The organism is Ornithinimicrobium pekingense DSM 21552 (assembly GCF_000421185.1).
In the GTDB taxonomy this organism is placed as follows: domain Bacteria; phylum Actinomycetota; class Actinomycetes; order Actinomycetales; family Dermatophilaceae; genus Ornithinicoccus; species Ornithinicoccus pekingensis.
In genome coordinates, this window is the sequence record NZ_ATWJ01000011.1 from 171,498 (window position 1) to 197,782 (window position 26,285).

Annotated in this window: 24 protein-coding genes; 13 read left to right on the forward strand and 11 right to left on the reverse strand. The window is 73.1% G+C overall.

Going from position 1 to position 26,285, the window contains the following annotated elements; genetic code table 11:
• The first annotated feature begins 26 nt into the window (after positions 1-26).
• The 5 genes from K330_RS0112055 (at position 27) to K330_RS0112075 (ending at position 5,319) form a co-directional block, all read left to right on the forward strand.
• The gene (locus K330_RS0112055; protein ID WP_051145594.1) at positions 27-554 is read left to right on the forward strand and encodes a nucleoside deaminase; all 528 of its coding nucleotides are present in this window, start codon (positions 27-29) and stop codon (positions 552-554) included.
• A gap of 85 nt (positions 555-639) precedes the next feature.
• The gene (locus K330_RS0112060; RefSeq protein ID WP_022922074.1) at positions 640-1,137 is read left to right on the forward strand and encodes an NfeD family protein; all 498 of its coding nucleotides are present in this window, start codon (positions 640-642) and stop codon (positions 1,135-1,137) included.
• Positions 1,138-1,243: 106 nt separating this feature from the next.
• Complete coding sequence (locus K330_RS20965; RefSeq protein ID WP_084617474.1) at positions 1,244-2,572, forward strand: SPFH domain-containing protein; 1,329 nt, start codon at positions 1,244-1,246, stop codon at positions 2,570-2,572.
• Positions 2,573-2,683: 111 nt separating this feature from the next.
• Entirely contained in the window at positions 2,684-4,363 is a 1,680-nt protein-coding gene (locus K330_RS0112070; protein WP_022922076.1) for an alpha-amylase family protein, read from the forward strand.
• A complete protein-coding gene (locus tag K330_RS0112075; protein ID WP_029202613.1) occupies positions 4,360-5,319 on the forward strand; it encodes a TIGR03885 family FMN-dependent LLM class oxidoreductase in 960 nt (319 codons plus the stop codon). The genes K330_RS0112070 and K330_RS0112075 overlap by 4 nt, the downstream gene beginning before the upstream one ends.
• A 67-nt stretch (positions 5,320-5,386) precedes the next feature.
• Here K330_RS0112075 and K330_RS0112080 read toward each other — a convergent pair whose 3' ends face one another.
• Positions 5,387-7,114 (reverse strand): alpha-glucosidase, encoded by a 1,728-nt coding sequence (locus K330_RS0112080; RefSeq protein WP_029202614.1) that lies wholly within the window; start codon positions 7,112-7,114, stop codon positions 5,387-5,389.
• A gap of 38 nt (positions 7,115-7,152) precedes the next feature.
• Entirely contained in the window at positions 7,153-8,538 is a 1,386-nt protein-coding gene (locus tag K330_RS0112085; RefSeq protein ID WP_022922078.1) for a hypothetical protein, read from the reverse strand.
• A 49-nt stretch (positions 8,539-8,587) separates the two neighbouring features.
• On the opposite strand from K330_RS0112085, the gene K330_RS0112090 reads away from it, so the two are divergent.
• Entirely contained in the window at positions 8,588-9,799 is a 1,212-nt protein-coding gene (locus K330_RS0112090) for an amidohydrolase family protein (protein ID WP_029202615.1), read from the forward strand.
• Between the two features lie 19 nt (positions 9,800-9,818).
• Here the strand turns inward: K330_RS0112090 and K330_RS0112095 are convergent, their stop codons facing one another.
• The 5 genes from K330_RS0112095 to K330_RS0112115 all read right to left on the reverse strand — a co-directional run bounded on the left by K330_RS0112095 (position 9,819) and on the right by K330_RS0112115 (position 14,648).
• Positions 9,819-10,358, reverse strand: coding sequence for a gluconokinase (locus tag K330_RS0112095; RefSeq protein WP_022922080.1), 540 nt, complete (start codon positions 10,356-10,358; stop codon positions 9,819-9,821).
• A gap of 70 nt (positions 10,359-10,428) precedes the next feature.
• A complete protein-coding gene (locus K330_RS0112100; protein WP_022922081.1) occupies positions 10,429-11,868 on the reverse strand; it encodes a GntP family permease in 1,440 nt (479 codons plus the stop codon).
• A 95-nt stretch (positions 11,869-11,963) separates the two neighbouring features.
• Positions 11,964-12,710: an aspartate/glutamate racemase family protein gene (locus K330_RS20970; RefSeq protein ID WP_022922082.1), complete on the reverse strand. Its 747-nt coding sequence runs from the start codon at positions 12,708-12,710 to the stop codon at positions 11,964-11,966.
• Complete coding sequence (locus tag K330_RS20975) at positions 12,707-13,966, reverse strand: carboxylate--amine ligase (RefSeq protein WP_051145595.1); 1,260 nt, start codon at positions 13,964-13,966, stop codon at positions 12,707-12,709. The genes K330_RS20970 and K330_RS20975 overlap by 4 nt, the downstream gene beginning before the upstream one ends.
• A gap of 28 nt (positions 13,967-13,994) precedes the next feature.
• Positions 13,995-14,648 (reverse strand): IMPACT family protein, encoded by a 654-nt coding sequence (locus K330_RS0112115; protein ID WP_022922084.1) that lies wholly within the window; start codon positions 14,646-14,648, stop codon positions 13,995-13,997.
• Positions 14,649-14,684: 36 nt separating this feature from the next.
• Between K330_RS0112115 and K330_RS22805 the strand changes: the two genes are divergently transcribed.
• The 4 genes from K330_RS22805 (at position 14,685) to K330_RS0112135 (ending at position 18,223) form a co-directional block, all read left to right on the forward strand.
• Complete coding sequence (locus K330_RS22805; RefSeq protein ID WP_022922085.1) at positions 14,685-15,353, forward strand: copper resistance CopC family protein; 669 nt, start codon at positions 14,685-14,687, stop codon at positions 15,351-15,353.
• A 205-nt stretch (positions 15,354-15,558) separates the two neighbouring features.
• Positions 15,559-15,813 (forward strand): DUF3073 domain-containing protein, encoded by a 255-nt coding sequence (locus tag K330_RS0112125; RefSeq protein ID WP_022922086.1) that lies wholly within the window; start codon positions 15,559-15,561, stop codon positions 15,811-15,813.
• 1 nt (position 15,814) lies between these two features.
• Entirely contained in the window at positions 15,815-17,611 is a 1,797-nt protein-coding gene (locus tag K330_RS0112130) for an ABC transporter ATP-binding protein (protein WP_022922087.1), read from the forward strand.
• Between the two features lie 78 nt (positions 17,612-17,689).
• Complete coding sequence (locus K330_RS0112135; RefSeq protein ID WP_022922088.1) at positions 17,690-18,223, forward strand: hypothetical protein; 534 nt, start codon at positions 17,690-17,692, stop codon at positions 18,221-18,223.
• Positions 18,224-20,611: 2,388 nt separating this feature from the next.
• On the opposite strand, the gene purM is transcribed toward K330_RS0112135, so the two are convergent.
• Complete coding sequence (gene purM, locus K330_RS0112145; RefSeq protein ID WP_022922090.1) at positions 20,612-21,727, reverse strand: phosphoribosylformylglycinamidine cyclo-ligase; 1,116 nt, start codon at positions 21,725-21,727, stop codon at positions 20,612-20,614.
• Positions 21,728-21,865: 138 nt separating this feature from the next.
• Here purM and K330_RS22810 point away from each other — a divergent pair, with 138 nt between their 5' ends.
• Complete coding sequence (locus K330_RS22810; protein ID WP_156875786.1) at positions 21,866-22,591, forward strand: AMIN-like domain-containing (lipo)protein; 726 nt, start codon at positions 21,866-21,868, stop codon at positions 22,589-22,591.
• 9 nt (positions 22,592-22,600) lie between these two features.
• Here the strand turns inward: K330_RS22810 and purF are convergent, their stop codons facing one another.
• Positions 22,601-24,187 (reverse strand): amidophosphoribosyltransferase, encoded by a 1,587-nt coding sequence (gene purF, locus K330_RS0112155; protein WP_022922092.1) that lies wholly within the window; start codon positions 24,185-24,187, stop codon positions 22,601-22,603.
• 92 nt (positions 24,188-24,279) lie between these two features.
• Between purF and K330_RS0112160 the strand changes: the two genes are divergently transcribed.
• Positions 24,280-25,011 carry a DsbA family oxidoreductase gene (locus K330_RS0112160; RefSeq protein ID WP_022922093.1) on the forward strand — a complete coding sequence of 244 codons (732 nt, stop codon included), beginning with the start codon at positions 24,280-24,282 and terminating at the stop codon, positions 25,009-25,011.
• Positions 25,012-25,149: 138 nt separating this feature from the next.
• Here K330_RS0112160 and K330_RS0112165 read toward each other — a convergent pair whose 3' ends face one another.
• Complete coding sequence (locus tag K330_RS0112165; protein WP_156875787.1) at positions 25,150-25,416, reverse strand: hypothetical protein; 267 nt, start codon at positions 25,414-25,416, stop codon at positions 25,150-25,152.
• Positions 25,417-25,500: 84 nt separating this feature from the next.
• On the opposite strand from K330_RS0112165, the gene K330_RS0112170 reads away from it, so the two are divergent.
• Positions 25,501-25,908, forward strand: a complete 408-nt coding sequence (locus K330_RS0112170) for a TIGR03618 family F420-dependent PPOX class oxidoreductase (RefSeq protein ID WP_022922095.1) — start codon at positions 25,501-25,503, stop codon at positions 25,906-25,908.
• A gap of 7 nt (positions 25,909-25,915) precedes the next feature.
• Here the strand turns inward: K330_RS0112170 and K330_RS0112175 are convergent, their stop codons facing one another.
• Positions 25,916-26,284, reverse strand: coding sequence for a sterol carrier family protein (locus K330_RS0112175; RefSeq protein ID WP_022922096.1), 369 nt, complete (start codon positions 26,282-26,284; stop codon positions 25,916-25,918).
• Between the last annotated feature and the right edge of the window lies 1 nt (position 26,285).

Genomic DNA, 26,285 nt, shown 5'->3' on the forward strand with positions numbered 1-26,285 from the left:
GGGCTGGGTCGGCATACCCTGCCTCCATGTCGCGCCCAGCAGACTCCGCCGCCAGCCGCCCGCCCGGGGCGCCCGACGTGGGTCTGGACGACGCCCGCGTGGGCGCGGTGATCGACGTGGCCGTCCACAACGTCACGCACGCGGGCGGTCCCTTCGGGGCCCTCGTCGTGGGGCCGGACGGGACCGAGGTCGCCCGGGGCGGCAACCGGGTCACCAGCTCCCTCGACCCCACCGCGCACGCCGAGGTCACCGCCATCCGGTCCGCCTGCCAGGAGCTCGGGGACTTCTCCCTCGAGGGCCACACGCTCTACGCCTCCTGCGAGCCGTGCCCGATGTGCCTGGCCGCCTGCCTCTGGGCGCGGCTGGACCGGGTCGTCTTCGCCGCCGACCGGCACGCCGCCCACCGGGCCGGCTTCGACGACCGCGCCTTCCACGGCCTCTTCCGGATCGACCTCGGGGCCAGCTGGCCCGTGCGGGTCGTGCACCACCCGCACGCGCGCAGCGAGGAGCCCTTCGACGCCTGGCGGTCCCTGACCGCCCGCGTGGAGTACTGACCCCCCTCCGCACGGAACCGCCCGCAGCCGGGCGCCGTCCACCCCGTAGGATCGATACCGGACCGACAGGGGAAGGAGGGCACCGATGCCCGACTGGTTGGCGAACAGCCCGCAGTGGCTGTGGTGGGTCGGGGCCGCCCTGGCGTTCGGCATCGTGGAGATGACCACCCTCGACCTCATCTTCCTCATGCTCGCGCTCGGCGCCCTGGCCGCGGCCGTCGTCGCCGGGGCGGGCCTGCCCCTCGTCGGGCAGGTGCTGGTCTTCGGCGTCGCCGCCGGGCTGTTCGTCTTCGCGCTGCGCCCCGTCGCTCTGCGTCACGTGCGCATGGAGGGTCGGGGCGGCGTCATCGGCATCGAGGGCAACATCGGCCAGACCGCCACGGTCCTGGAGCCGGTCACCGACCGCTCCGGCCTGGTCAAGCTGCGCGGTGAGCAGTGGACCGCGCGCGCCGACCTGGCCGGGCAGACCTTCGGCGTCGGCGACCTGGTGACCGTGGTCAAGATCGACGGCGCCACCGCCGTCGTGGCCGCCGCGCCGCCGGAGGACAAGCCCTTCGACGCCGACCGCCCGGTCGAGCACTGACCTGACGCCGGCGGGCCCCCACCTGCCGCACGCAACCGATCCACCCCGGTGCACGTCATACCCGCACCGACCACGACCTTGTCCGACCCAACGAAGGAGACCCCTCATGGATCCCATGGGCATCATCGTCTGGGCCGTCGTAGCCCTGATCGTGCTCTTCGTGATCACCGCCATCGCCCGCGCGATCCGCATCGTGCCCCAGGCGACCGCCGTGATCGTGGAGCGCCTCGGCAAGTACGACCGCACCCTGGACGCCGGACTGCACTTCCTCGTGCCGTTCATCGACCGGCCGCGCTCGGTGGTCGACCTGCGCGAGCAGGTCGTCAGCTTCCCGCCGCAGCCGGTGATCACCAGCGACAACCTCGTCGTCTCGATCGACACCGTCATCTACTTCCAGCCGACCGACCCCAAGGCGGCGACCTACGAGATCGCCAACTACATCCAGGGCATCGAGCAGCTGACCGTCACCACGCTGCGCAACGTCATCGGCTCCCTCGACCTGGAGCAGACGCTGACCAGCCGCGACATGATCAACGGCCAGCTGCGCGGCGTCCTCGACGAGGCCACCGGCCGCTGGGGCATCCGCGTCAACCGGGTCGAGCTCAAGGCCATCGACCCGCCCGCCTCCGTGCAGGACTCGATGGAGAAGCAGATGCGCGCCGAGCGTGACCGCCGCGCCGCGATCCTGAACGCCGAGGGTGTCAAGCAGAGCCAGATCCTCACGGCCGAGGGTGAGAAGCAGGCCCAGATCCTGCGCGCGGAGGGCACCGCCCAGTCCGCGATCCTGGAGTCCCAGGGTGAGGCCCGCGCGATCCTGCAGGTCTTCGACGCGATCCACAAGGGCAACCCCGACAGCAAGCTGCTGGCCTACCAGTACCTGCAGATGCTGCCGCAGATCGCCCAGGGCGAGTCCAACAAGATGTGGGTCGTGCCCACCGAGCTCACCTCGGCGCTGGCCGGGATCGGCAACGCGCTGGGCGGCAGCGGCAGCTCCGGCGGCACCAACTACCTCGACGGCCCGTCGGCGGGGCTGCGCCCGGACGCCGGCGACACCGGCCTGGACGACCTCGACGCACCGACCCTGGAGGACCCGCGCGAGGCGCTGCGCCGGGCCCGCGAGGAAGCCGAGGGCGCCACCCGTGACGCCGAGGGCTCCACCCGCGGCCGGTCCAAGGAGGACGCCGACCGCGCGATCCACGAGGCCGCCGAGAAGGCACGCCGCGCCCAGCAGGAGGTCGAGCACCAGGGCACCGGCACCGCGCCCGGCCTGGACCCGCTGCAGCAGCAGGACCCGGCCGTGCCGGACCTGCCGCAGCAGGCCGAGGCCCAGCCGGCAGACCCGCCGCAGACCGGGCAGTCCTTCGACCCGCAGCACTCCTGGCAGCGGGCCGAGGGTGAGAGGTCGTCCTGGGAGAGCACCGGACGTGACGGCTGACCGCAGGCCGTAGCACCACCGGGGACGGGGGCCGTGACCGAGGAGGTCACGGCCCCCTCCGCGTGCCCGCTGCGGTTGTGCCGACGGCGCTGCCACGACAGGGTGAGGCTCATGCGGATCACCGACACCAGCGACCTGTGGTGGAAGAGCGCGGTCATCTACTGCCTCGACGTCGAGACCTTCCTCGACGCCGACGGTGACGGGGTGGGCGACCTCGAGGGCCTGGCCCAGCGGATCGACTACCTGGCCGACCTCGGCATCACCTGCCTGTGGCTCATGCCCTTCTACCCCAGCCCCGACCGGGACGACGGCTACGACATCAAGGACTACCTCTCCGTGGACGAGCGGCTGGGCGACCTGGGGCGGATGGTGGAGATCCTGCGCCTGGCGCACGACCGCGGCATGCGCGTCGTCGCCGACCTCGTGGTCAACCACACCAGCGACCAGCACCCCTGGTTCAAGAGGTCGCGCGCGGAGAAGGACCCGGCCAAGAACCCCTACCGCGACTACTACGTCTGGCGCGCCGACGACCCCGGGGACACCTCCGACCAGGTGGTCTTCCCCGACAAGGAGGACTCGATCTGGACCAAGGACGACAAGACCGGGGAGTGGTACCTGCACCACTTCTACCGCCACCAGCCCGACCTCAACCTCGACCATCCCGAGGTCGTCGCCGAGCTGCTGCGTGCGGTCGGCTTCTGGCTCGAGCTCGGCTTCGACGGCTTCCGCGTCGACGGGGTGCCCTTCTTCGCCCAGGAGCCCGGCAAGGAGGGTGAGGACGACGTCGTCGACCCGCACGCATTCATGAAGAAGCTGCGTGACTTCATCCAGCTGCGACGCGGCGACGCGATGACGCTGGGTGAGGTCAACCTGCCGCACGAGCAGCAGCTGGCCTTCTTCGGCGGGGAGTCGGCCGACGAGTTCCACATGCAGTTCGACTTCATCGGGATGCAGGCGACCTACCTGTCGATGGCACGGCAGGACGCCCGGCCGCTGGTCAAGGCCCTGCAGGAGCGTCCGGTGCTGCACCGGACCAACCAGTGGGCGACCTTCCTGCGCAACCACGACGAGCTCACCCTCGACAAGCTGACCGACTCCGAGCGCCAGGAGGTCTTCGACGCCTTCGGCCCGGAGAAGCGGATGCAGGTCTACGACCGCGGCCTGAAGCGGCGCCTGCCGACGATGATGGGCGGCGACCCCCGTCGGGTCCGGATGGCCTACTCCCTGATGTTCTCCCTGCCGGGCACGCCCACCCTCTACTACGGGGAGGAGATCGGCATGGGCGAGGACCTGGCCGCCGAGGGCCGGATGGCCGTGCGCACCCCGATGCAGTGGAGCGCCACGAAGAACGGCGGCTTCTCCTCGGCCCAGCCCTCCCGGCTGGTGCAGGCGGTCGTCGGGGACGGTTACGGCCCCGAGCACGTCAACGTCATGGACCAGCTGCACGACCCGGACTCGCTGCTGTCCTGGATCCGCCAGCTGATCAAGCTGCGCCACGCCTGCCCCGAGCTCGGCTGGGGCGAGCTGCAGATCCTCGAGCACGACGCCGGCCCCGCGGTGCTGGCCCACCGGCTCTCGCTGGAGAGCACCGCGATCATCGCGATGCACAACCTCGGCGCCGACCCGGTGACGGTCACCGTGCCGGCCGACGGCTTCGGCGACGAGCCGCGGGTGGTCGACCTGCTCACCCACGACGTCCTCGAGCCGGGCACCGAGGTCGAGTGCGCGCTCGAGGGGTATGGCGTGCGCTGGCTGCGCGTGCGCCCCACCGGCGACCTGGCGGTGCCGTGATGCGCATCGGTTTCCACGCCTCCCACGAGCAGATCTCGCCCCGCCAGCTGCTGGCCGACGTCCAGCACGCCGAGCGCGCGGGCTTCGAGATGGCGATGTGCTCCGACCACCTGTTCCCGTGGTCGGAGCGCCAGGGCCACTCGGGCTACACCTGGTCCTGGCTGGGCGCGGCCCTGGCCACGACCGACCTGTCCTTCGGCTGCGTCTCGGCGCCGGGGCAGCGTTACCACCCCGCCGTCCACGCGCAGAAGATCGCCACCCTGGGCCAGATGTTCCCGGGGCGCTTCTGGGTGGCCCTCGGCAGCGGCGAGAACATGAACGAGCACGTCACCGGCGACCGCTGGCCGGTCAAGGAGGTCCGCACCCGCCGGCTCGAGGAGTGCGTCGGCATCATCCGCCGCCTGCTCGACGGCGAGGAGGTGACCCACGACGGCCTCGTCACGGTCGACCGCGCCCGGATCTGGGAGCGGGCCGACCCCCGCCCCTTGCTGGTCGGGCCCGCGGCGTCGGTGGAGTCCGCGGGCCGCGTCGCCGCGTGGGCGGACGGGCTCGCCACCCTCAACCAGCCGGTCGACACCCTGCGCGAGCTGCTCGCCGCCTACCGCGACGCGGGCGGACGGGGCACCGCGGCCCTCCAGGTTCACCTGTCCTGGGCCCCGACCGAGGAGGAGGCGGAGGCGATCGCGCACGACCAGTGGCGCAGCAACGTCTTCCCCGAGCCGGTCAACTGGGACACCGCGGTGCCGGAGGCCTTCGACGTCGTCTCTCAGCACGTCTCCGCCGCGACGGTCCGCGAGCACGTCCGGGTCTCCGCCGACCTGGGGCAGCACCGCGCCTGGCTGGAGGAGTACGCCTCGCTCGGCTTCGACGACATCTACCTGCACTTCGTGGGCCAGGAGCAGGAGCGCTTCATCGACACCTTCGGCGAGCAGGTGCTGCCCGCGCTGCGCGGGTAGGGAGCGCCGCACCGGTCCCGTCCCGTGGAAGTGTCGGCATGCTCGACACTCCCACGGGACGCCGTCGCTAGACCTGCCGGCGGAGGACGACCGCCTCCCAGCCGGGGAGCACCCGGTCGTCGGCGACCGAGACGGCCGCCCGCGCCGAGGTGGGAAGCGCCGCCTCCGCGCCCTCCCAGCCCGCCAGGATCTCGGGAGGCACCGCCACGGGCTCCCGCCCGAACGCCGCCAACGTCAGCAGTCGCGTGCCCTCGTGCTCCCGCTCGAACGCCCACAGCTGCGCGTGGTCCATCGCCAGCGGGGTGACCGAGCCGTGCGAGACGGCCGGCTCCTCGTGCCGCAGGTCGACCAGCGCGCGGTAGTGCTCGAACACCGACCCCTCGACCCCGACCTGCGCCTCGGCGTTGATCTCGGCGTGGTTCGGTGCTACCGGGATCCACGGCTCACCGGTGGTGAAGCCGGCGTGCGGCGCGGCGCTCCAGTGCACGGGGGTGCGGGCGTTGTCCCGGCTCACCGCCCGCAGCCCGGGCAGCAGGTCCTCGAACGGGACGCCCGCCTCGGTCTGCTCGCGGATGTAGTTGAGCGACTCGATGTCCCGGAAGTCCGCGGGCGAGGAGAAGGGCACGTTCGTCATACCCAGCTCCTCCCCCTGGTAGACGTAGGGCGTGCCGCGCAGGGTGTGCAGCACCGTGGCCAGGGTCTTGGCCGAGCGCTCCCGCCATACCGGGTCGTCGTCGCCGAAGCGCGAGACGGCCCGCGGCTGGTCGTGGTTGTCCCAGTAGAGGGAGTTCCAGCCGACGTCGGCGAGCTCGACCTGCCAGTGCATGAGGTTCTCGCGCAGGTGCGGCATCCCCATCGGCACGCGGTCGAACTTGCCGCCCGGGCCGGACCCGAGGTCGACGTGCTCGAACTGGAAGACCATGTCGACCTCGCGCCGGTCGGGGTCGGTGAACCGGGCGGCCTGCTCGGCCGTCACTCCCGGCATCTCCCCGACCGTGAGGAAGGCGCGGGGGTGGTCGGCGAAGACCTGCTCGTACATCTCCTGCAGGTGGTCGTGCACCCCCGGGTTGGTCGCGACCAGCGGGAACATCTGCCCCCACAGGTCACCGAGCTGCTGCTCGCCGTCCGGCAGGCCCTCGGGCTTGTCGATGAGGTTGATGACGTCCATCCGGAAGCCGTCGACACCGCGGTCGAGCCACCAGCGCATCATCGCGTAGACGGCCTCGCGCACGGCCGGGTTCGTCCAGTTCAGGTCCGGCTGCTTGCGGCTGAACAGGTGCAGGTAGTACTCCCCCGTCGCCTCGTCCCACTCCCAGGCCGAGCCGGAGAAGAACGAGCCCCAGTTGTTGGGCTCGGCACCCGGCTCGCCGCCGACGCACCCCTCCCGGGGCGGGCGCCACCAGTACCAGTCGCGCCGGTCGCTGCCGCGCGAGGACCGCGAGTCGACGAACCAGGCGTGCTCATCGGAGGTGTGGTTGACCACGAGGTCCATGAGCAGGCGGATGCCGTGCTCGTGCGCTCGCGCGACGAGCTCGTCCAGGTCCTCGAGCGTCCCGAAGAGGGGGTCGACGTCCTGGTAGTCGGCGATGTCGTAGCCGTTGTCGTCCTGCGGCGAGCGGTAGACCGGGCCGAGCCACAGCACGTCCACGCCGAGGCGCTGCAGGTGGCCGAGCCGGCCGATGAGGCCGCGCAGGTCACCGACACCGTCGCCGTCGCTGTCGGCGAAGCTGCGGGGATAGACCTGGTAGACCACGGCGCGCTTCCACCAGTCACGGGGCAGGTCGTCGCTGAGCATGCTTGCGAGGGTATGGGGTGCGCGCCCGGCTCGCGCGATCAGCCGTAGGTGGCGGCTGCCCAGGCCGCCCACTCCCGCTCCAGCGCCTCCAGGGTCAGACCCGTACGCTCCACCAGCAGCGCGTCGGCGTCGGCGGCGTCGCGCCAGGTGTCCACCCGCGTCAGGCCCACTCCGACGTCCCGGGCGGTCTCGAAGCCGAACCGCTGCTCCAGGAAGCTGAACACCATGGCCGAGGAGGCGTAGGCCAGCTCGCCCGCCTCCTGGGAGTCGTAGTAGTAGTCGGAGAAGGAGTCGGGCAGCTCCAGCGGCTCCTCCCCCAGCGGGTCGAGCGCGGCACGGTAAGCCTCGTCGACGACGTAGTCGCGGCGGTAGCCGTACCACTCGGCCAGGCCCTCCCAGACCCACACCGGCGGGCGGACGTCGGGGTCGCCGTCCATGACGGCGTGCACCGCCTCGTGCCGCATCAGCCCCCAGCCGCCGGGAGGGGTGCCGAACGCCAGCTCCTCGACCAGCAGGTCGAGGTCGAGCACGACGCGGTCGACCCGCTCCTCGGAGACCCCCACGCCGAGCTCGCCCGGTGCCGGCCGCTCCCCCAGGCCCTGCATGGTGATCGAGACCCCGGCCGGGTCGACCGCGAGGCCGGTGTCGTCGGCGATCGCCCGCAGCGTGGCCTCGTCGACCAGCTGCACGACGAGCCGCTGGCGACCGCCGGTGCCGAAGTCGAGGAAGACGTTGGCGACGGCGCTCTCCAGCCCGGGCAGCAGGGCCGTGACGTCGTCGCGCCGACCTGCCGGCGCGAGGAGGACCAGCTGGTCGGTCACGGTGACGTCGACGGCGTCGAGGTCCCACAGCTGCGGGTGGCCGTCGGAGCGGTCCGCCCCCTCGACCGCGCTGACCAGCGGCTCCTGACCTGCCGCCCGGCGCACCGTCATGCGGTAGGACTCCCGCGCCGGCACCGGGTCGGCGCCGGTCACCTGGTGGGCGAGGACGAGCTGCACGACCGTCCCGTCCCCGGTGTCGCGCTCCACGACCGCGTCGGGCAGCAGCTCGCGCACGTCCATCGGCACCTCGCGGACCGCACGGAACCACCGGCGCTGCTGCTCGACGAGCTCCTCCCCCTCGAAGAAGGCCGCCCAGTCGTCCTCGGTGCCCTCGGTCAGGACGGCGTCCATGCGGGCGACCAGGTCCACGACGTCGGCGTCCTCGAGGGGCTCATGTGCACCGGCGCCGGTCCCGGAGGCCCGGTCGGCCGACGGGCCGGGGACGGCGTCGGCCGGCAGACCTACCGCCTCCGGGGGGAGGGTGGCGGAGGGCACGGTCGGCACCGCCTCGACCAGCGTGCCGCAGCCGCCGAGCGTCAGCGCGGCCGCGAGCGCCACGGCGGCGGCCGACGGTGCGCGCCGCGGGCGCGGAGGCTGGGTCACGGAGGACAAGCCTGCCACCTGCGCGGGCATGGTCCGTACCCTGAGGCGCATGTGGATCCGCGACGTCAGACCCTGGGGTGCCGAGCCGTGCGACGTGCAGGTGGAGGGCGAGACCATCGCCGAGGTGGTGCCGGCTGGCGGCGCTGCGCAGGGCGGGGGGACGCAGCACGACGTGGAGGGGCGGGGACGGCTGCTGCTGCCGGCGTTCGCCGACGTGCACGTGCACCTCGACTCGACCCGGCTGGGGCTGCCCTTCCGGCCGCACACCGGGGGCCCCGGCGTGTGGACGATGATGCTCAACGACCGGAGGCACTGGCGCGAGGCCGAGGTCGGCATCGTCGAGCGGGTCGCGCACACGCTCGGGCTCATGGTGGCGCGGGGGACGACCCGTGTGCGCTCGTTCGCCCAGGTCGACGTGGACGCCGGCCTGGAGCGCCTGGAGGCTGTGCTGGCCGCGCGCGAGACGCACCGGGACCGGGCCGAGGTGCAGGTCATCGCCTTCCCGCAGGCCGGGCTGCTGCGCGAGGAGGGGTCGGCGCAGGTGCTCGAGGACGCGCTGCGCGCCGGCGCGGACGTGGTGGGTGGCATCGACCCGTGCACCCTGGACCGTGACCCGGTGCGCCACCTCGACATCGTCTTCGGGCTCGCGGAGCGGTATGGCGTGCCCGTCGACGTCCACCTGCACGAGCCGGGCGAGCTGGGCCGCTTCTCCGCCGACCTGATCCTGGAGCGGACGGTGGCCCTGGGCATGCAGGGCCATGTGCTCATCTCCCACGGGTACGGGCTGTGGGACGGCACGGAGAGCCAGACGAGAGCGCTGGTCGAGCGGTTCGCCGAGGCCGACGTGGCGACGGCGACGGTGGCCCCCGGCGGGCGGCAGACGCTGCCCCTGGAGCTGCTCGCCGAGCACGGGGTGCGGGTCGGGCTCGGTGAGGACGGGCAGCGCGACTACTGGTCGCCCTACGGCAACGCCGACATGCTCGACCGCACCTGGCAGCTGGCCTTCACGCACGGCTTCCGGCGTGACGACCTCGTCGAGCACTGCCTGGCCGTCGCCTCGCGGGGCGGTGCCTCGATCATGGACGGCGACCTGCCGCGGCTCTCCGGGGTCGGTGACCGGCCGGGCCTGGCGGTGGGTGACCGTGCCGACCTGCTGCTGCTCGAGGGCGAGACGCCCACGGCCGCGGTGATGGACCGGTCGGCGGACCGCACGGTGCTGCACCGCGGCCACGTCGTCGCCGACGGCCTCGAGCTGCGCTGAGGCGCCGCGGGGCGGAGCCTCAGCCGGTCAGGTCGAGGTCGAGCTGGGCCATGACCATCCGGACCGCCCGCTCGACCGGGTTGGCGATGTCCACGACGATGCCCCGCTCGTCCGGGGCGAGCATCTCCAGGGTGTCCAGCTGCGACTCCAGCAGCGTGGGCGGCATGAAGTGCTCGCGCGACTCCATACGCTCCAGCAGCAGGCCCTTGTCCCCGTGCATGTGCACGAAGTAGGTGCCCGCGCCGCCCTCGCGCAGCATCTCGCGGTAGGCGCGGCGCAGCGCCGAGCAGGCCAGGATGGTGGGCTCGCCGCGGGCGTCCCGCTCGGCCGTCCAGTCGGCGAGGATCCGCAGCCAGGGCCACCGGTCCTCGTCGACGAGCGGGCGCCCGCCGGCCATCTTGTCGATGTTGGCCTGCGGGTGGTAGGAGTCGCCCTCGGCGTACTCCCAGCCCAGCCGCTCGTGCAGCGCCCGGGCGATCGTGCTCTTGCCGCACCCCGAGACCCCCATCACGACGAGGTGGACGGGCGCGCCGGGCACCGGGTCGGGCAGGGGGGTCATGACGTCACCGTATCGGCACGGTCCAGCGCCGCGGCCGGGGTTGCCGCCTGTTGCCGGTCGGGCCCGGGGGTCATGGCACGAGGTACCAGAGCACCAGCGCGATGACGAAGATCGTCACGCCCAGCGTGGTCTCCATGACCGTCCACGTGCGCAGCGTGGTCTTGACGTCCATCCCGAAGAACCGGCTGACCAGCCAGAAGCCGGAGTCGTTGACGTGGGAGAGCACGGTCGCGCCGGCTGCGATCGCCAGCACCAGGCAGACGACCTTGAGGTCGGACAGGTCGGCGGCGGCCACGCCCGCGGACATCAGGCCGGCGGTGGTCACCAGGGCGACGGTCGCCGAGCCCTGCGCGACGCGCAGCGCGGTGGAGATGACGAAGGCGGAGACGATGAGCGGCAGGCCGAGGTCGGCCAGGCTGTCCGACAGGGCCGCGCCGATGCCCGAGTAGCGCAGGACACCGCCGAACATGCCGCCGGCGCCGGTGATGAGGATGATCGCGCAGATCGGGGCGAGCGCGTCGTTGAGCAGGCTCTCGACCGTGGCCAGCGAGCGCCCGCGGGTGCCGAGCACGTAGGTGGCCACGAGCAGGGTGATGAGCAGGGCGACGGGGGTCTGCCCGACGAAGACCAGGGCGTCCAGGAAGACGCCGTCGCCCAGCGTCCCGGCCTGACGGAGCGTGGAGATCGTCGTGTTGAGCGCGATGAGGAGGAAGGGCAGCAGCAGGATCCCCAGGACCAGGCCGAAGGACGGTGGGGTGACCTCCTCCTCGCCCCGCGCGATCCGCTCGGCCCGGGCGTCGTCGTCGGCGTCGTCGAGGTCGCTGGGCTCGCCCGACATGGTCCCGCGCAGGATCGAGTCGTTGATCGGGACCATCACCTTGCCGGCATAGGCCTTGGTGAAGAGGTAGACGCCGACGTACCAGGAGGCGAACGCGACCGGCAGGCCGACCAGCAGCGTGAGGCCGACGGAGCCGCCGAGCTCGGTCGCCGCCGTCACCGGGCCGGGGTGCGGCGGGACGATCGCGTGCATCGCGGCGAAGGCGCCGGCGGCCGGGATGGCGTAGAGCAGGACCGAGCCGCCGAAGCGCCGCGCCACCGAGAAGATGATCGGCAGGAAGACGACCAGGCCGGCGTCGAAGAAGATCGGGATGCCGAAGAGCAGCGCCGCGACACCGAGCGCGAACGGTGCCCGCTGCTCGCCGAACCGGCTGATGAGCGTGTCCGCCAGGACCTGCGCCCCGCCGGTGACCTCGAGCAGCCGGCCGATCATGGCGCCGAGGCCGACGAGCAGCGCCACCGACCCCAGCGTGCTGCCGAAGAAGCTGGTCGCGACCCCGGCGAGCTCACCGAACGGGATGCCCGCCGCGAGACCGGTGAGGAAGCTGACCAGGATGAGCGCCACGAAGGCGTGCATCCGCAGGTACATGATGAGGAAGAGCAGCACGGCGACCGCCGCCGCCGCGATGGTCAGCAGCGTCCCCGCGCCGTAGACGGGTTCCATCGGTTCCATGAGCGGCCTCCCAGGTCGTCGTTGACGGTCGCCGCCACGCTATGCCCGGGCGTGGGGGCCCGCCATCCGACACGGCGAGGGCCCGCGGACGGGGGTCAGGTCAGGTCGGAGACCACCCGGGCCACGAGGGCGGCCTGGGCGTCCACGGCATACCCCGGCAGCTCGGGACCCGCCTGCTCGGCGAGCACCGACAGCTCGGTGCACGCCAGCAGCACCGTGTCGGCCTCGCCGCGCAGGCGCGCGACGAGGTCGAGGAAGTCGGGCGTGCTGACCGGCAGGCCCGCCTTGACCCCGTCGTAGATGACCGACATCACCTCGCGCTGCCCCGCCTCGTCGGGCAGCAGCGACCGGGCCCCGAGGTCGGCGAGCGCCTCCTGGTAGACGCCGCTGAGCCGGGTGCCGTCGGTGGCGAGCACCATGACCCGGGGCTGCTGGGAGCCGCTCTCCCGGGCGCGCGCCACGGCCGCCTGCGCCCCGACCCGCACCAGGGAGAGCAGCGGCAGCGGCAGCTCCTCGGGCAGGAAGGCGTGCGAGGTGTTGCAGGCGATGACGGCGCAGCTGGCGCCCAGCCGGGCGAGGACCTCGAGGTCACCCATGAGGTAGGGCGTGGGGTCGGGCTGCTCGGGGTCGAGGAGCCGCCTGGTGCGGTCCGGGACGCCGGCGTGGGAGAGCACGACGGTGTCGATGTGCTCCTGGTCGGTGGCCGCGGGCGTGGCGCGGACGAGCGCGTCGAGGAAGGCCACCGTCGCCGCCGGGCCCATCCCGCCAAGGACCCCCAGGACCGGGCGGTCCCACGTCCCGGGCAGGAGGCGGCCGTCGGTGCTCGTGCCGTCGGCAGTCATGCCGTCACCGGCCGGCGGTAGTGGGTGGCGAAGTTCGTGGTGTAGAGGACGTCGTTCTTGAGCTGGGCCAGCCGGCGCTCCCGGCCGCCGTCCACCGCGTAGCGCAGCGGGCGCAGCACCCGTCCCGAGCGCCGGATGCTCGCCAGCCGGGTCCGGGTGGCGGGGTCGGTGACGTAGCGGCGCAGCAGCGGGACCGGCACGATCGAGTAGAGCCAGTCGTCGGTCTCGGGCCCGACGTCGACGCCGTCGTAGGGGTCGCGGTCCTCCACGTGCTCGCGCACCAGCGGCGTCACGATCGGGTGACCGGCGGCGGCCAGGTAGGCGTGGGAGCGGCCCAGGCGGGGGTTGAGCTCGAAGAAGTACTCGGTGCCGTCGCGCGGGTCGACCTTGATGTCGAAGTTGGCGTAGCCGGTCCAGCCCGCGTGCCGCAGCAGCCGGGACGCCTCCTCGACCGCGGTGAAGCTGGCCCCGTGGACCACCGCGAGCGGGTTGCCGATCATCGCGGGGTCGTGGTCCTCCAGCAGCACGTGCCCCAGCCGCCCCCACCGCACGGCCCCGGTCAGGTCGGAGTATGTCGTGAGCACGCGCATCTGCTCGTCGCCGCCGGGGATACGCTCCTGGACCACGAGCGCGCCCGCGTAGCCGGCCCCGGTCATGGTGCGGCGGAGCGCGCGGAGGTCGTCGAGGTCGTCGCAGTAGGCGACCTTCTTCTTGCCCTCGTAGACCAGCGTGCTGAAGGAGGAGTCACCCGCCTTGACCACCAGCGGCCAGCGCAGGCCCTCGAGGATCGCCGGCAGGTCGGCCTCGGGGGCGCCGGCGGGCACGGCGCGGGTGACGGGGTGGGCGACCCCGACCTCCTCGCACAGCGCGGCGAAGCCCTCCTTGTCCGACAGCCGCTGGATGAGCGGCAGCGGCGGGTAGGGCACCACGAAGCGCTCGTCGAGGCGGTCGCGCAGCCCCGCGATGCGGGTCACCCACGTGTCGACCGTGCCCATGAGCAGGACGCGGTGGCCCTCGCGCCGGTCGGCGATGCCGCGCAGGCAGGCGAGCAGCTCCTCGTCGTCGTCCATGCCGGGAAGGCGGACGTTGTCGACGATCGCCGACCCGCGGACCGCCGACGGGACGGTGCGGCTGACGACGGTGGTGCGCACGCCCAGCTCGGCGTGGAAGGCGCGGGCCAGGGTGTAGGTGGCCAGCTCGCCGCCGAGCACGACGGGCACGAAGGGGACGGTGTAGTCGTGCACGGGCCGGGACATGGCCGGAAGCGTACCGGCAGCACCCTGGTCAGCCCTGCACGTCCAGCCAGCCCTCCCCCTCGCTGCCCGGCACGATCTGCGCCTCCCCGGAGGTCAGCCCGGCCAGCAGGCCGGGCAGGTCGTCGGCGGCCACGGCGTCGCTGACCACCGGGACCTGGACGCGCAGGGTGACGCGGTCGGCATACCCGATGTGCGGCACGCCGATGCCCCTGGCGCGCAGGTCGTGCTCGAGGCGGCCGGCGAGGTCGTGCCCGACGCGCACGTCGACCTCCCGGACGCGCACCCGGGTCAGGACCTCCGCCTCCTCGACGGCCGCGCGCACCGCGTCGGAGTAGGCCCGGACGAGGCCCCCGGTGCCGAGCAGGGTGCCGCCGAACCAGCGGGTCACGACGGCGATCACGTCGGTGAGCCCCGAGGAGGTCAGCACCTGCAGCATCGGCGTGCCCGCGGTGCCGGCCGGCTCGCCGTCGTCGTTGCTGCGCACGGTCGCGCCGTCGGGCCCGAGGACGAAGGCCGAGCAGTGGTGACGCGCGTCCCAGTGCGTCGTGCGCGCCTCCTCCACGACCGCCCGGGCGGCCGCCTCGTCGTCGGCGCGGCGCAGCCAGCACTCGAAGACCGACCGCTTCTCCTCGGTCCGCGCCACGACGGGGGCGGCGACCGTGCGGTAGCTCGAGGGCTGCATCGCAGCAGCGTAGGCGCCGTTCGTACAGTTGAGGGCATGACCCGTGCGCGTCGCTCGTCCGTGGCCCTGCTCCTCGCCACCCTGCTGGTGGCCCCGGCCGGGACCGCGACCGCGCACGACCAGCTCGTCGGCAGCGACCCCGAGGACGGGTCCACCGTCGAGGCCCCCGACGAGATCGAGCTCACCTTCTCCGGGGCCATCGGTGACCTCGGGGCGCAGGTGGCGGTGACCGACGGCTCCGGGCGGTCGGTCGTCGACGGCGACCCAGACGTCGACGGCACGGTGGTGGAGCAGGACCTGCTCGACGACCTCGCCGACGGTGACTACGCGGTGATCTGGCGGGTGACGAGCCAGGACGGGCACCCCATCTCCGGGGAGTTCAGCTTCACGGTCGAGGGCGAGGACGACCCCGACGACTCCCCCTCCGCCGGGAGCGCGGAGGACAGCGCGACGGCGGACGACACGGGAACCGCGGACGACACCGCGACGGCCGACGACACTGCGGCGGCGGACGACACCGCCACCGCCGGGGACACCGCCCAGGCCGAGGAGACCGGCGGGACCGACGACGCGGACGTCACCGCCGACCCCGCGGAGTCGCAGGGGATGGGCGGCCTGCCCGTCTGGGCGTGGGTGGTCGTCGCCCTCCTGGGTCTGGGGGTCGCCGGGCTCCTCGCCCGCACCTGGAGCCGGGGACGGGAGTAGCGGGGCGCCGCCCTCACGTCCGTGCACGTCATACCCGGTGCGGGTGCGCGCCGGAGGTGTGGCGCGCGTGGACCGATGCGGGATGTGAGGGTCGCCTCATGTAGCCTTGGCACCACGAACGCTCACAATCCCCGGGCCGGCTCCGCGACCTGATCCGTCAGCAAGCGATGCCGCCCCGGCAGACTCGACACAAGGGGGTCACGCCATGGGGCGCGGCCGGGCCAAGGCAAAGCAGATCAAGGTGGCCAGGAAGCTGAAGTACTCGGCTCCGTCCACCGACCTCACCGCTCTGGAGCGTGAGCTCCACAGCTCGCGCGGCGACTACAGCTACGACAGCTCGCCGGCGGACGACGAGGGTGACGACCAGGACGACGAGGACCCCTACGCCGCGTATGCGGCGTACGCGGCCGAGGGCGGCGAGGACGACTACGAGTCGTGGGCCGCCGGCGGCCGAGGCTGAGGTGCCGCAGGCACCTCCTGCCAGCACCACCCCCACCAGCCACCCGCTGACCCAGCTCTGGGTCAGGTACCGGCAGTACCGCGCACGCGTGGTGCTGGCGTTCGTGCTGTCCACGGTCCGCAAGGTCATGGACGTCATGCCCGAGCTGCTCATCGGTGCCGCGATCGACGTGGTGGTGCGGGGGTCGGACTCGTTCGTCGCCTCCCTCCTGGGCGTCGCCGACCGCCACGAGCAGATCCTGTGGCTGGCGGTCGTCAACGCCGTCGTCTGGGTGCTGGAGTCGACGTTCGACTACCTCTCGGCGCTGACCTGGCGCAACCTGGCGCAGCAGGTCGAGCACGACCTGCGGCTGGAGACCTACGGGCACGTGCAGAGCCTCGACATGGCCTGGCACGAGTCGCGCTCGACGGGCTCGACGCTCGCGGTGGTCAACGACGACGTCAACCAGCTCGAGCGCTTCCTGGACACCGGCGTCGACCGGCTCTGGACGCTCGCGCTCAACGTCGTGCTGGTCGGCGCGGTCTTCGCGGCGAGCAGCTGGACGCTGACGCTGCTGGCGTTCCTGCCGATCCCGGTGATCATCGTGGGGTCGCTGTGGTTCCAGCGCCGCCTCGAGCCCAGGTATGCCGTGGTCCGCTCCGCGGTGGCGCGGATCAGCGGGCTCGTCTCCGGCAACCTCGGCGGGATGGCGACGATCAAGTCCTTCACCGCCGAGGACCGCGAGCTGGAGCGGGTCCGCGAGGCCTCCGACGCCTACCGGCTGGCCAACGCCGACGCGATCCGCGCCTCGGCAGCGTTCGTCCCGCTGATCCGGATGGCGATCCTGGTGGGCTTCACCATGACGCTGCTGCTCGGCGGCTGGATGGCGCTCGACGGCACCCTGGAGGTCGGGCTCTACTCCGTGCTCGTCTTCATGACGCAGCGCCTGCTGTGGCCGCTGACCTCGGTCGGCGAGGTCCTCGACCTCTACCAGCGGGCGATGGCCTCGGTGCGCCGCATCCTCGTGCTGCTCGACGAGCGCCCGCTGACGCTGCCGGGCGACCGCACGATGCCGGCCGTCACGGGGCAGCTGGAGCTTCATGACGTGCGCGCCGGGTATGCCGACGGGCCGGACGTCCTGCACGACGTCTCGATGGTGGTGCCCGCCGGTGAGGTCCACGCGGTCGTCGGTCCCACGGGGGCGGGCAAGTCCTCGCTGCTGCGCCTGCTCCTGCGCTTCACCGACCCGCGCGCCGGCCGCGTGCTGCTGGACGGCGTCGACCTGCGCGAGCTGACCTGGGAGGGGCTGCGCGGCCGGATCGGGTATGTGGCCCAGGACGTCTTCCTCTTCGAGGGCTCGATCGCCGACAACATCGCCTACGGGCGCCCCGGTGCGTCCCGGGAGGAGATCGTGCGGGCCGCCGAGCAGGCCGAGGCCGCGGAGTTCGTGGCCTCGATGCCGCACGGCTACGACACCCACGTCGGGGAGCGTGGCGTCACGCTCTCGGGAGGGCAGCGGCAGCGGCTGGCCCTGGCCCGGGCGATCCTGCGCGACCCGGCCGTGCTCATCCTCGACGAGGCGACCTCGGCGGTCGACAACGAGACCGAGGCCGCGATCCAGCGCTCCCTGACCGAGGTGAGCCAGGGGCGCACGACGGTCATGGTCGCGCACCGGCTCTCGACGGTCCGGCACGCCGACCGCATCTGGGTGCTCGCGGGCGGACGCGTCGTCGACGCGGGCACGCACGACGAGCTCGTCGGCCGCCCCGGCCCCTACGCCGACCTGTGGGCGGTCCAGACCGGGGTCCTGACCGACTGAGCTCGAGGCCCCCACCCGGGTGCGCGTGCTCCATACACCTGGCGGCTAGCCTTGGAGGTCGACCAGGGGAAGGACGACATGGCTCAGCGTGCCCGCCACGAGGCGAAGTGGACCCACAGCGAGGCGATCGTCAGGGGACGGCCCGGGGGCAACCGGGGATGGTGGACGCTCGGCCTGCTCTTCGCGGTCGTCGCGGTCGTGGCCACGGTCGCCTACAACCGCTACTGGGACGTGCAGGACGTGACCTTCGAGCTGCGCCGCTGCGAGGCGCCCCTGACGGCGGACTCCACGTGGCAGGAGGTGCAGGCCGCGGCCTGCGACCCGGCGACCATCGAGGGGGACGAGGTGACGATGTGGCACGAGGGCACCCAGACGCAGGCGGACTCCACCACCGGGTCGTCCTGGACCTTCGAGGACATCCGCATCAACACCGTGATCAACGCGATGGAGATGAGGACCGGCACCCCGGCCGAGAGCGTCGTCCTCGCCGAGCCGGAGAACGAGACGATCCGGCGTGCGCTCACCACGGACTCCGAGCGGGTCCGCTGGTCGGCCAACGTCGGCTCCCAGGGCCCGACGACCTACTGGGTGCTGGTGACGCCTCAGGACTGAGCACCGCAGGGGGCGCCCCCGTCGGGCCACCGCCTGTCCCGCGACGCGCCTGTGGATATCGAACCTTGGTTCGCACAGATGTACTCGCCTAGGTCTACGACATCGGCACCGGTTGAGGTGTCGGGGAGACAACCCTGGGGGGTGAGGACGTGGCGGAGCAGTCGGCTGACGACGTGGCCCGGGCAGCGGTGCTCTCGGATGTCCTCGCACCGGACGGCATGCTGGACCTGCGTCGGCTGCGCTCCTTCGTCCCTCATGAGTGGGCATCGCGGGCCACGGTCGGGCTGGACGGGGTGCTGCGCCTGTCCCACCCGGACGCGGACCGGGGCGACCTGCCGCAGCCGGTGCGTGAGCAGCTGGTGGCGCTGGCACCGGCGCTGTCGGGTCAGCAGCTGGCAGGGCCGCAGGCCCTCGACGCGGTCGAGGCCGCGCACCGGCTGACGGCGCGCCTGGCCGCTGCCCGGGTGCACGCCACCCGGGAGCTGACCGCCCGCACCGGCGAGGAGACGCTCCGGCGCAAGGGCGTGACGACCCCTAAGGAGCTGTCCGCGACCGCGTTCACCCGCTGGCGGGCGCGGGCCAAGGCGCTGACCGCGGCCGAGGTCAGGACCGCGACCGGGTTGGGCGCCAGCACCGCCCGCGAGGTGGTCGCCGTCGCCAACGCGCCCCAGGCCTCCAGCGCCCCTGCCGAGCAGGGCCTGGCGGCGGGGATCGCCGGGTGGGACCTCGTGCTGGCGTGGTGGCGGCGGTGCACCCGTCTGCCGCACGAGTCCGCCGCCGCGATCGCGCGAGCCCTGTTCGCCACCGGCGTGTCCGCCGACCAGGTCGCCCACGAACGCCTCACCCCGGACGGGCAGGTCAGCGACGCCCCCTGGCCCAAGAAGGTGTTCTACACCGCCCTCGAGCGCCTCGCCAGCCAGCACGAGGACCCCGCCGCCCAGGAGAAGAAGCGGGCGGCCCAGCACGCCGCCCGTGACGCCTACGCCGTCCTCGACGACGACGGCACCGCCCAGCTGGTCATCACCGGTGACGCCGCCTCGGTCACCGCCTGCCTCGAGCGCCTGCAGACGATCGCGACCAGGGCCCGCCGCGCCGGCGACCCCCGCACGCTGAGCGCGCTGCGCTCCGACACGGCCCGGGCCCTGCTGCTGCACGGCACCCTGTTCCTGCCCGACCTCGGTGACGAGCCGAACCTCCTCACCCCCGAGGACATCACCGGCCTGGCCGACGTCATCTCCGGCACCCCCGCCCACGAGCTGCAGGTCATCGTCCCCTGGGACGTCCTCACCGGCCAGGCGGTCACGACCAACCCCTTTCCGACGACGGCCCAGCCGACGCCACCGTCCGACGCCCCGCCCCCGGACGCCCAGCCAGCCACCGGGCTGACGTCCGAGGGCGCAGCCGACGCCGCCGTCCCGGCCGGGGTCGGGCGCACCCTGGGCCGCTTCTCCCGCTTCCTGTCCCGGGCCGAGATCGCCAGGATCGCCGGGCGCCCCGGCACCACCCTGTACCGGTTGCTCACCGATCCCGCCGACGGGCGATGTCTGGAACGCTCCGTGGCCCGCTACGCCCCAGACGCGGCGATGCGCGCCCAGCTGTACGCGGCCGACGTCACCTCGCGGGCGCCCGGTTCCACCGTCCCGGCCGAGCGCTGCGACCTCGACCACGTGCAGGAGTACCTCCTGGGCGGTCCCACCAGCGAGACCAACCTGCAGGCCGCCGACCGTCCCTGGCACGCCCTGAAGACCGAGAAGTTCTGGCACGCCGTCATGGACCGCTCCCGCAACGTCACCTGGACCTCTTTCTGGGGCCGCCTCTACCCGACACGCCCCCACGACTACCGCCAGTACCTCAGCCGCCTTGGCCCCCACCCCGCGCCGCCACCCTCAGGAGCAACCTCAGGCCCCGCTGAGAGGCCCGAGGCCGGGGCCGACCTCGCCCGCGAGGAGCAACGCCACCTCGCCTCCCTGCTCGTCTACGCCGCCCTCACCCACCGCGACCCCGCGCCCGGCTGGAGGCCAACGACGACGACCCCGACAGCGACGAGGCCCTCCTCGGTCTGCGGGACGCCATCTGGATCCGCCACACCGCCCCCGACGGACGACGGCGCACCGGCTCCGCGCCAGGCACCCCCACCCCCGAGCAGCTCATCGCCCACGACCCCGCTGAGGTGCTCGATCACCCCGACTGGACCACCCTGGGCCAGGAGGACGGACCATCCCCGGACGGCGACGAGTCGGCGGGACCGAGCCCGGACGACACGCCCCCACCGCCGTTCTAGGCCCAAGGTCGGAGGCCGTGCGGCCCTCCCAGGTGAGCCTGCGCGGTCGACGCCGTCCAGCAGCACGTGCCCAGCGCACGAGTCGGTGAAGCTGCTCGCGACCGACCTCAGGCCGGGTAGGTCCCGACCATCTGCACCGCTCCCCCGTCGACGCCCTTGGCGCCCTGGACCACCGGCTCGGCGTGGCGCTCGGCGACGGAGGGGTCCCCGACCGCACCGACCACACGTGCCGTGATCCCGTGCTGGGCCAGGATGCCCGAGGCCCGCCCGACGTGCTCCGGCGCGAGGACCGCGACAAAGCCCACGCCCATGTTGAGCGTCTGCTCCAGGTCGGCGAGCGGCACCCGGCCCAGCTCCTGCACCAGGCGGAAGATGGGCGGGGGCGTCCACGACCGCTCCACGGTCGCCAGCGAGCCGGCCGGCAGGACCCGCGCCAGGTTGGCCGCGAGCCCACCCCCGGTGACGTGGGACAGCGCGTGCAGTCCTACGCCTGCGCGCACGAGCTCCAGCAGCGGGCGGGTGTAGATCCGCGTCGGCTCCAGGCACTCCTCCCCGATGGTGCGGCCCAGCTCGTCCACGTGCCGGTCCCACTCCCACCCCGCGGCGGCCAGCACCCGACGCACGAGCGAGTAGCCGTTGGAGTGCAGGCCCGACGACGGCAGCGCCAGGATCACGTCGCCCCGCTCGACCCGGTGGGGGCCGAGGATCTCGTCGTGCTCCACCACGCCCGTGGCGGCGCCGGCGACGTCATACTCCTCGGGCCCGAGCAGGCCCGGGTGCTCCGCGGTCTCGCCCCCGACCAGGGCGACGCCGGCGAGCTCGCAGCCGCGGGCGATGCCGGACACGATCGCGGCGATGCGCTCCGGGACGACCCTGCCGCACGCGATGTAGTCGGTCATGAACAACGGCTCGGCCCCGCTGACGACGATGTCGTCGACGACCATGCCCACCAGGTCCTGCCCGATCGTGTCGTGCACGTCCATGGCCTGCGCGATCGCCACCTTGGTCCCGACACCGTCGGTGGAGGTCGCCAGCACCGGCCGGCGCATCCCCTTCAGCGCGCTCGCGTCGAACATGCCGGCAAAGCCTCCCAGCCCGCCCAGCACCTCGGGGCGGGTCGCCCGCCGCACCGACTCCTTCATCAGCTCCACCGCACGGTCGCCGGCATGGACGTCGACCCCTGCGGTGGCGTAGGTGATCGGCTGGCTGTCAGACGAGCTCATGGACGTCCCCTCGGTCAGGTGCGGGCGTGCCCGACAAGGGTATGCCGTGCCGGGCGCGGCCCTGAGGGTGACGCAGGGAACATCACCGCGCACCGCCACCCCTGGTGGGCCCATGCGCCCCAGGAGTACCGTCGAAGCATGAGCAGGCGGGCAGGCTGGATGACAGGGGCGGTGGTCACGGCGCTGCTGCTGACCGGGTGCCAGGGCGAGGACGAGCCGGAGCCGGGCGGTTCCCCGACGCCCACCAGCACGACCACTCCCACGACGGACGAGCCGACGACCGAGGCGCCGACGACCGACGAGCCCACCGAGAGCGAGACCGCGACCGGGACGGAGACCTCCACCGGTGGCGCGACGGAGACGGAGACCTCGGGGGAGCCTACCGGTGACGCCACGGAGACCGGGCTCCCGCCGTCGAGCCTGCCGCCGTGGACCAGCGAGATGTCGGAGCAGGCGCCCGGGCAGGCGGCCGAGCCGCAGGAGATCACCGGCGTCCGCACCGGCCTGCACGAGGGCTACGACCGCGTGGTGCTCGACCTCACCGGCGACGAGGTGGCCCTGGGCTGGTTCGCGCGTCTCGTCGACGAGACCTTCGAGGACGGCTCGGGCCGGCCCGTCGAGGTCGAGGGAGAGCGGTTCCTCGAGCTGGGGGTCAACGGCATCGACTGGACCACGGACCGGCCGGAGCGCTACGACGGCGGGACCGTCCAGGGCCAGGGCACCGAGGTGGTCACCGAGGTCGTCTTCGGCGTGCTCTTCGAGGGGCAGCAGCAGATCTTCGTGGGGCTGACGGAGGACACCGAGTACCGCATCTTCCCGCTCAGCGACCCCGCGCGGATCGTCATCGACGTCCGGCACCCCTGAGCCGGGCCGTCAGGGGCGACGGACCGCCGCGGCGCCTCCGGCGGAGGCGCTGCTGCGCACCCGGTCGACGTCCAGCGTCCCGACCTCGTCGGCGCTGGCCGGGCTCTGGGGGTCGGCCACGGGGAACTGCAGCTCGAGCACGTCCTTGCCCAGCCGCCCCTCCTCCGGCAGCTCGATCGGGTAGTGGCCCGAGAAGCAGGCGGTGCACAGCGAGGACCGGTCCTGCGCGGTGGCCTCGACCATGGACTCCTCGCTGATGTAGCCCAGCGAGTCGGCACCGATGGAGGCGCACACCGAGTCGATGTCGAGCCCGGTGGCGATGAGCTCGGCACGGGTGGCGAAGTCGATGCCGTAGAAGCAGGGCCAGCGCACGGGCGGCGAGGAGATGCGCACGTGCACCTCCGCGGCCCCGGCCTCGCGCAGCATCCGCACCAGCGCACGCTGGGTGTTGCCGCGCACGATCGAGTCGTCGACGACCACGAGGCGCTTGCCCTTGATGACGTCGCGCAGCGGGTTGAGCTTGAGCCGGATGCCCAGCTGCCGGATGGTCTGGCTCGGGGCGATGAAGGTGCGGCCGACGTAGGCGTTCTTGACCAGCCCGTGGCCGAACGGGATGCCCGACGCCTCGGCGTAGCCGATCGCCGCCGGCGTCCCGGACTCCGGCGTGGGCATCACGAGGTCGGCCTCGACCGGGTGCTCCCGTGCCAGCCGCCTGCCCATCTCGACGCGGGCGTCATAGACCTGACGCCCCGCGATCGTGGTGTCCGGGCGGGCGAGGTAGACCCACTCGAAGACGCAGCGCTTGGGCGCCGGCTCGGCGAAGCGCTGGGTGCGCAGGCCGTTCTCGTCGATGGCGATGAGCTCGCCCGGCTCGACCTCGCGCACGACCGAGGCGCCGACGATGTCCAGCGCCGCGGTCTCGGAGGCCACGACCCAGCCGCGCTCGAGGCGACCGAGGACCAGGGGCCGCACCCCCTGCGGGTCGCGCGCGGCATACAGCGTCGACTCGTCGCAGAAGACGAGGCTGAAGGCCCCGCGCAGCTGCGGGAGCACCCGCAGGGCGGCCTGCTCCAGCGGCACGTCCTCGTCGGCGGTCAGCAGCCCGGTGACGATCGCGGTGTCGGTGGTGTTGCCCCGACCGACCTCGCCGCGGGACGTCGACAGGTCGCCCCCGTGGGACTGGGCAAGCAGGTCGCGCAGCTCCGCGGTGTTGATCAGGTTGCCGTTGTGGGTGAGCGCCACGGTGTGGTCGCCGGTCCCGCCGAGGGTGGGCTGGGCGTTCTCCCACGAGTTGCGGCCGGTCGTGGAGTAGCGGCAGTGACCGACCGCGAGGTGGCCCTGGAGGGAGGCGAGCGCCGACTCGTCGAAGACCTGGCTGACCAGGCCGATGTCCTTGTAGACCACCAGCCGCCGGCCGTCGCTGGTGGCGATGCCCGCCGCCTCCTGGCCGCGGTGCTGCAGGGCGTAGAGGCCGAAGTAGGTGAGCTTGGCGACCTCCTCGCCCGGCGCCCACACCCCGAAGACGCCGCAGGCGTCCTGGGGCAGCCGCTCCCCGGGCAGGAGGTCGTGCGAGAGCCGTCCGTCAGCGCGTGCCACCCCTGGATCATCCCACAGGGGCCGACCCCCGCCGCCGGTGCGCACCCTGGCCCCGGCGGAATGCTGACACGTCACGTAACGTTGCCGCCACTATGCGTATCGACGTCTGGTCCGACATCGCCTGCCCGTGGTGCTACATCGGCAAGCGCCGCCTCGAGTCCGCCCTGGAGGGCTTCGAGCACGCCGACGAGGTCGAGGTGGTGTGGCGCTCCTTCGAGCTCGACCCCTCCGCCCCGGTCCCGCCGGTGGAGACCTCGACCGTCGCGCTGGCCAGGAAGTACGGCGGCGGCCCCGAGCAGATCGCCCAGATGCAGGAGCGCGTCAGCGAGCTCGCGGCGGCCGAGGGCCTGGACTACCGGCTGGACCGCACCCTGCACCTCAACACCCGGGACGCCCACCGGCTGCTGCACCTCGCGCTGCAGGTCGGCGGCCCGCAGCTGCAGGGCAGCCTCAAGGAGGCTCTGCTGGAGGCCTACTTCGTCCAGGCCAAGGACGTGACCGACCAGGTGCTGCTCGAGGAGATCGCCGTCTCCGCCGGTCTGGACACCGGAGCCGTGCGGCGGGTGCTGTCCGGGGACGACTTCGACGCCGAGGTCGGCGCCGACGTCGACCAGGCGCGGGCCTACGGAGCGTCCGGGGTGCCGTTCTTCGTCGTCGACGGTCGCTACGGCATCTCCGGGGCCCAGCCCACGGAGGTCTTCGCCGGCGCCGTCGAGCGGGCCTGGGCCGAGCGCCAGCCCGCCCTGCAGACGATCCCCGGCACGGTCAGCGGCGACGACGCGGGCGCCTGCGGACCGGACGGCTGCGAGGTGCCGCAGCGCTGACGGGCGCCGGGTTGGCCGCGGGGAGAGTCCGCTCGTGCCGACGGAGCGTGCTCGTGCGGGGGAAGCTTCCCCCGCACGGGACGTCGTCGCCCGCACCGGACGGTTTCACCGGCGCGGGTGGCGATCACCGCCAGCCCGCTACCGGGAGGACCGCCGGTCCGCCACCAGGTAGACGACCGCCGCCAGCAGCACCCCGAAGATCAGGCCCACAGATCCCAGGAGGATGATCTCCTGCAGCGTGCTGCTGCCCGGGGCGTCGGGCCCGAGCCAGCCCAGGAGGCTGCCGAGCGCGTAGCCGACCACCCCGCCGAGGACGAGGAAGCGCACCAGGTCCGGTCGCCGCCGCACCGGAACGTGCTCCGGGCCCGGCTCGCTGATGATCTCCATGTCGTCGTCTCGTGCCACCGCCCCAGTGTCCCCCACGCCGCCCCTGGTTAGGGTCGGCAGGGCAAGCAGCATCCCTCCCGCACCCCCTCAGAGGAGTCCAGCGTGCCCAAGCCCCCGCTGCCCCACGCCGTCGCCGAGTTCCTCGCCCGGCCCAACCACGCCACGATCAGCACCGTGCGCTCCGACGGGCACCCGGTGTCGGTGCCGACCTGGTACGTCCTCGACGGCGACCGCGTCCTCGTCAACATGGACGAGGGCCGCAAGCGCCTGGACCACCTGCGCGCCGACCCCCGGGTCAGCCTCAGCGCGATGGACCCCCAGGACTGGATCACGCACGTGAGCCTCCTGGGCCGGGTCGTGCAGATCGCCGACGACACCGACCTGGCCGACATCGACCGCATCGCCCGCCACTACACCGGCCGGCCCTACGCGGTCCGCGACCGCAGCCGCGTCAGCGCCTGGGTGGAGATCGACCGCTGGCACGCCTGGGGGCGGCTCAAGGACGCCTGAGGCCTGCTCAGGCCAGGGGCAGGTATGCCGTGAGGTCGGCCCGCGTGCCCGAGGCCCGCACCGCGCCGCTCGCCACGGCCTCGGCCCAGCCGGTGCGCCCGGTCACCAGGCCCAGCCAGGTTTGCGGGTCGGTCTCGACCACGTTGGTCGGCGTGCCGCGGGTGTGCCGCGGTCCCTCGACGCACTGCACCGCCGCGAAGGGTGGCACCCGCACCTCCACCGACCGGCCCGGGGCGCGCGCCGCGAGCTCCTCGGTGGTGTAGCGCACGGCGGTGGCCAGCGTCGCCCGCGGGACGCCGGAGGCCTCCGGCGCGGCACGCCATACCGCCAGGGCCTCCTCCCCCGCCGCGGGGTCGATCCGTCGACGCGGGGGCACG

Bases quoted from the DNA above. Each gene is read 5' to 3' on its own strand.
- K330_RS0112055 (WP_051145594.1), top strand. From the start codon at position 27: ATGTCGCGCCCAGCAGACTCCGCCGCCAGCCGCCCGCCCGGGGCGCCC.
- K330_RS0112060 (WP_022922074.1), top strand. From the start codon at position 640: ATGCCCGACTGGTTGGCGAACAGCCCGCAGTGGCTGTGGTGGGTCGGG.
- K330_RS20965 (WP_084617474.1), top strand. From the start codon at position 1,244: ATGGATCCCATGGGCATCATCGTCTGGGCCGTCGTAGCCCTGATCGTG.
- K330_RS0112070 (WP_022922076.1), top strand. From the start codon at position 2,684: ATGCGGATCACCGACACCAGCGACCTGTGGTGGAAGAGCGCGGTCATC.
- K330_RS0112080 (WP_029202614.1), bottom strand. From the start codon at position 7,114: ATGCTCAGCGACGACCTGCCCCGTGACTGGTGGAAGCGCGCCGTGGTC.
- K330_RS0112090 (WP_029202615.1), top strand. From the start codon at position 8,588: ATGTGGATCCGCGACGTCAGACCCTGGGGTGCCGAGCCGTGCGACGTG.
- K330_RS0112095 (WP_022922080.1), bottom strand. From the start codon at position 10,358: ATGACCCCCCTGCCCGACCCGGTGCCCGGCGCGCCCGTCCACCTCGTC.
- K330_RS0112100 (WP_022922081.1), bottom strand. From the start codon at position 11,868: ATGGAACCGATGGAACCCGTCTACGGCGCGGGGACGCTGCTGACCATC.
- K330_RS20970 (WP_022922082.1), bottom strand. From the start codon at position 12,710: ATGACTGCCGACGGCACGAGCACCGACGGCCGCCTCCTGCCCGGGACG.
- K330_RS20975 (WP_051145595.1), bottom strand. From the start codon at position 13,966: ATGTCCCGGCCCGTGCACGACTACACCGTCCCCTTCGTGCCCGTCGTG.
- K330_RS0112115 (WP_022922084.1), bottom strand. From the start codon at position 14,648: ATGCAGCCCTCGAGCTACCGCACGGTCGCCGCCCCCGTCGTGGCGCGG.
- K330_RS22805 (WP_022922085.1), top strand. From the start codon at position 14,685: ATGACCCGTGCGCGTCGCTCGTCCGTGGCCCTGCTCCTCGCCACCCTG.
- K330_RS0112125 (WP_022922086.1), top strand. From the start codon at position 15,559: ATGGGGCGCGGCCGGGCCAAGGCAAAGCAGATCAAGGTGGCCAGGAAG.
- K330_RS0112135 (WP_022922088.1), top strand. From the start codon at position 17,690: ATGGCTCAGCGTGCCCGCCACGAGGCGAAGTGGACCCACAGCGAGGCG.
- purM (WP_022922090.1), bottom strand. From the start codon at position 21,727: ATGAGCTCGTCTGACAGCCAGCCGATCACCTACGCCACCGCAGGGGTC.
- K330_RS22810 (WP_156875786.1), top strand. From the start codon at position 21,866: ATGAGCAGGCGGGCAGGCTGGATGACAGGGGCGGTGGTCACGGCGCTG.
- K330_RS0112160 (WP_022922093.1), top strand. From the start codon at position 24,280: ATGCGTATCGACGTCTGGTCCGACATCGCCTGCCCGTGGTGCTACATC.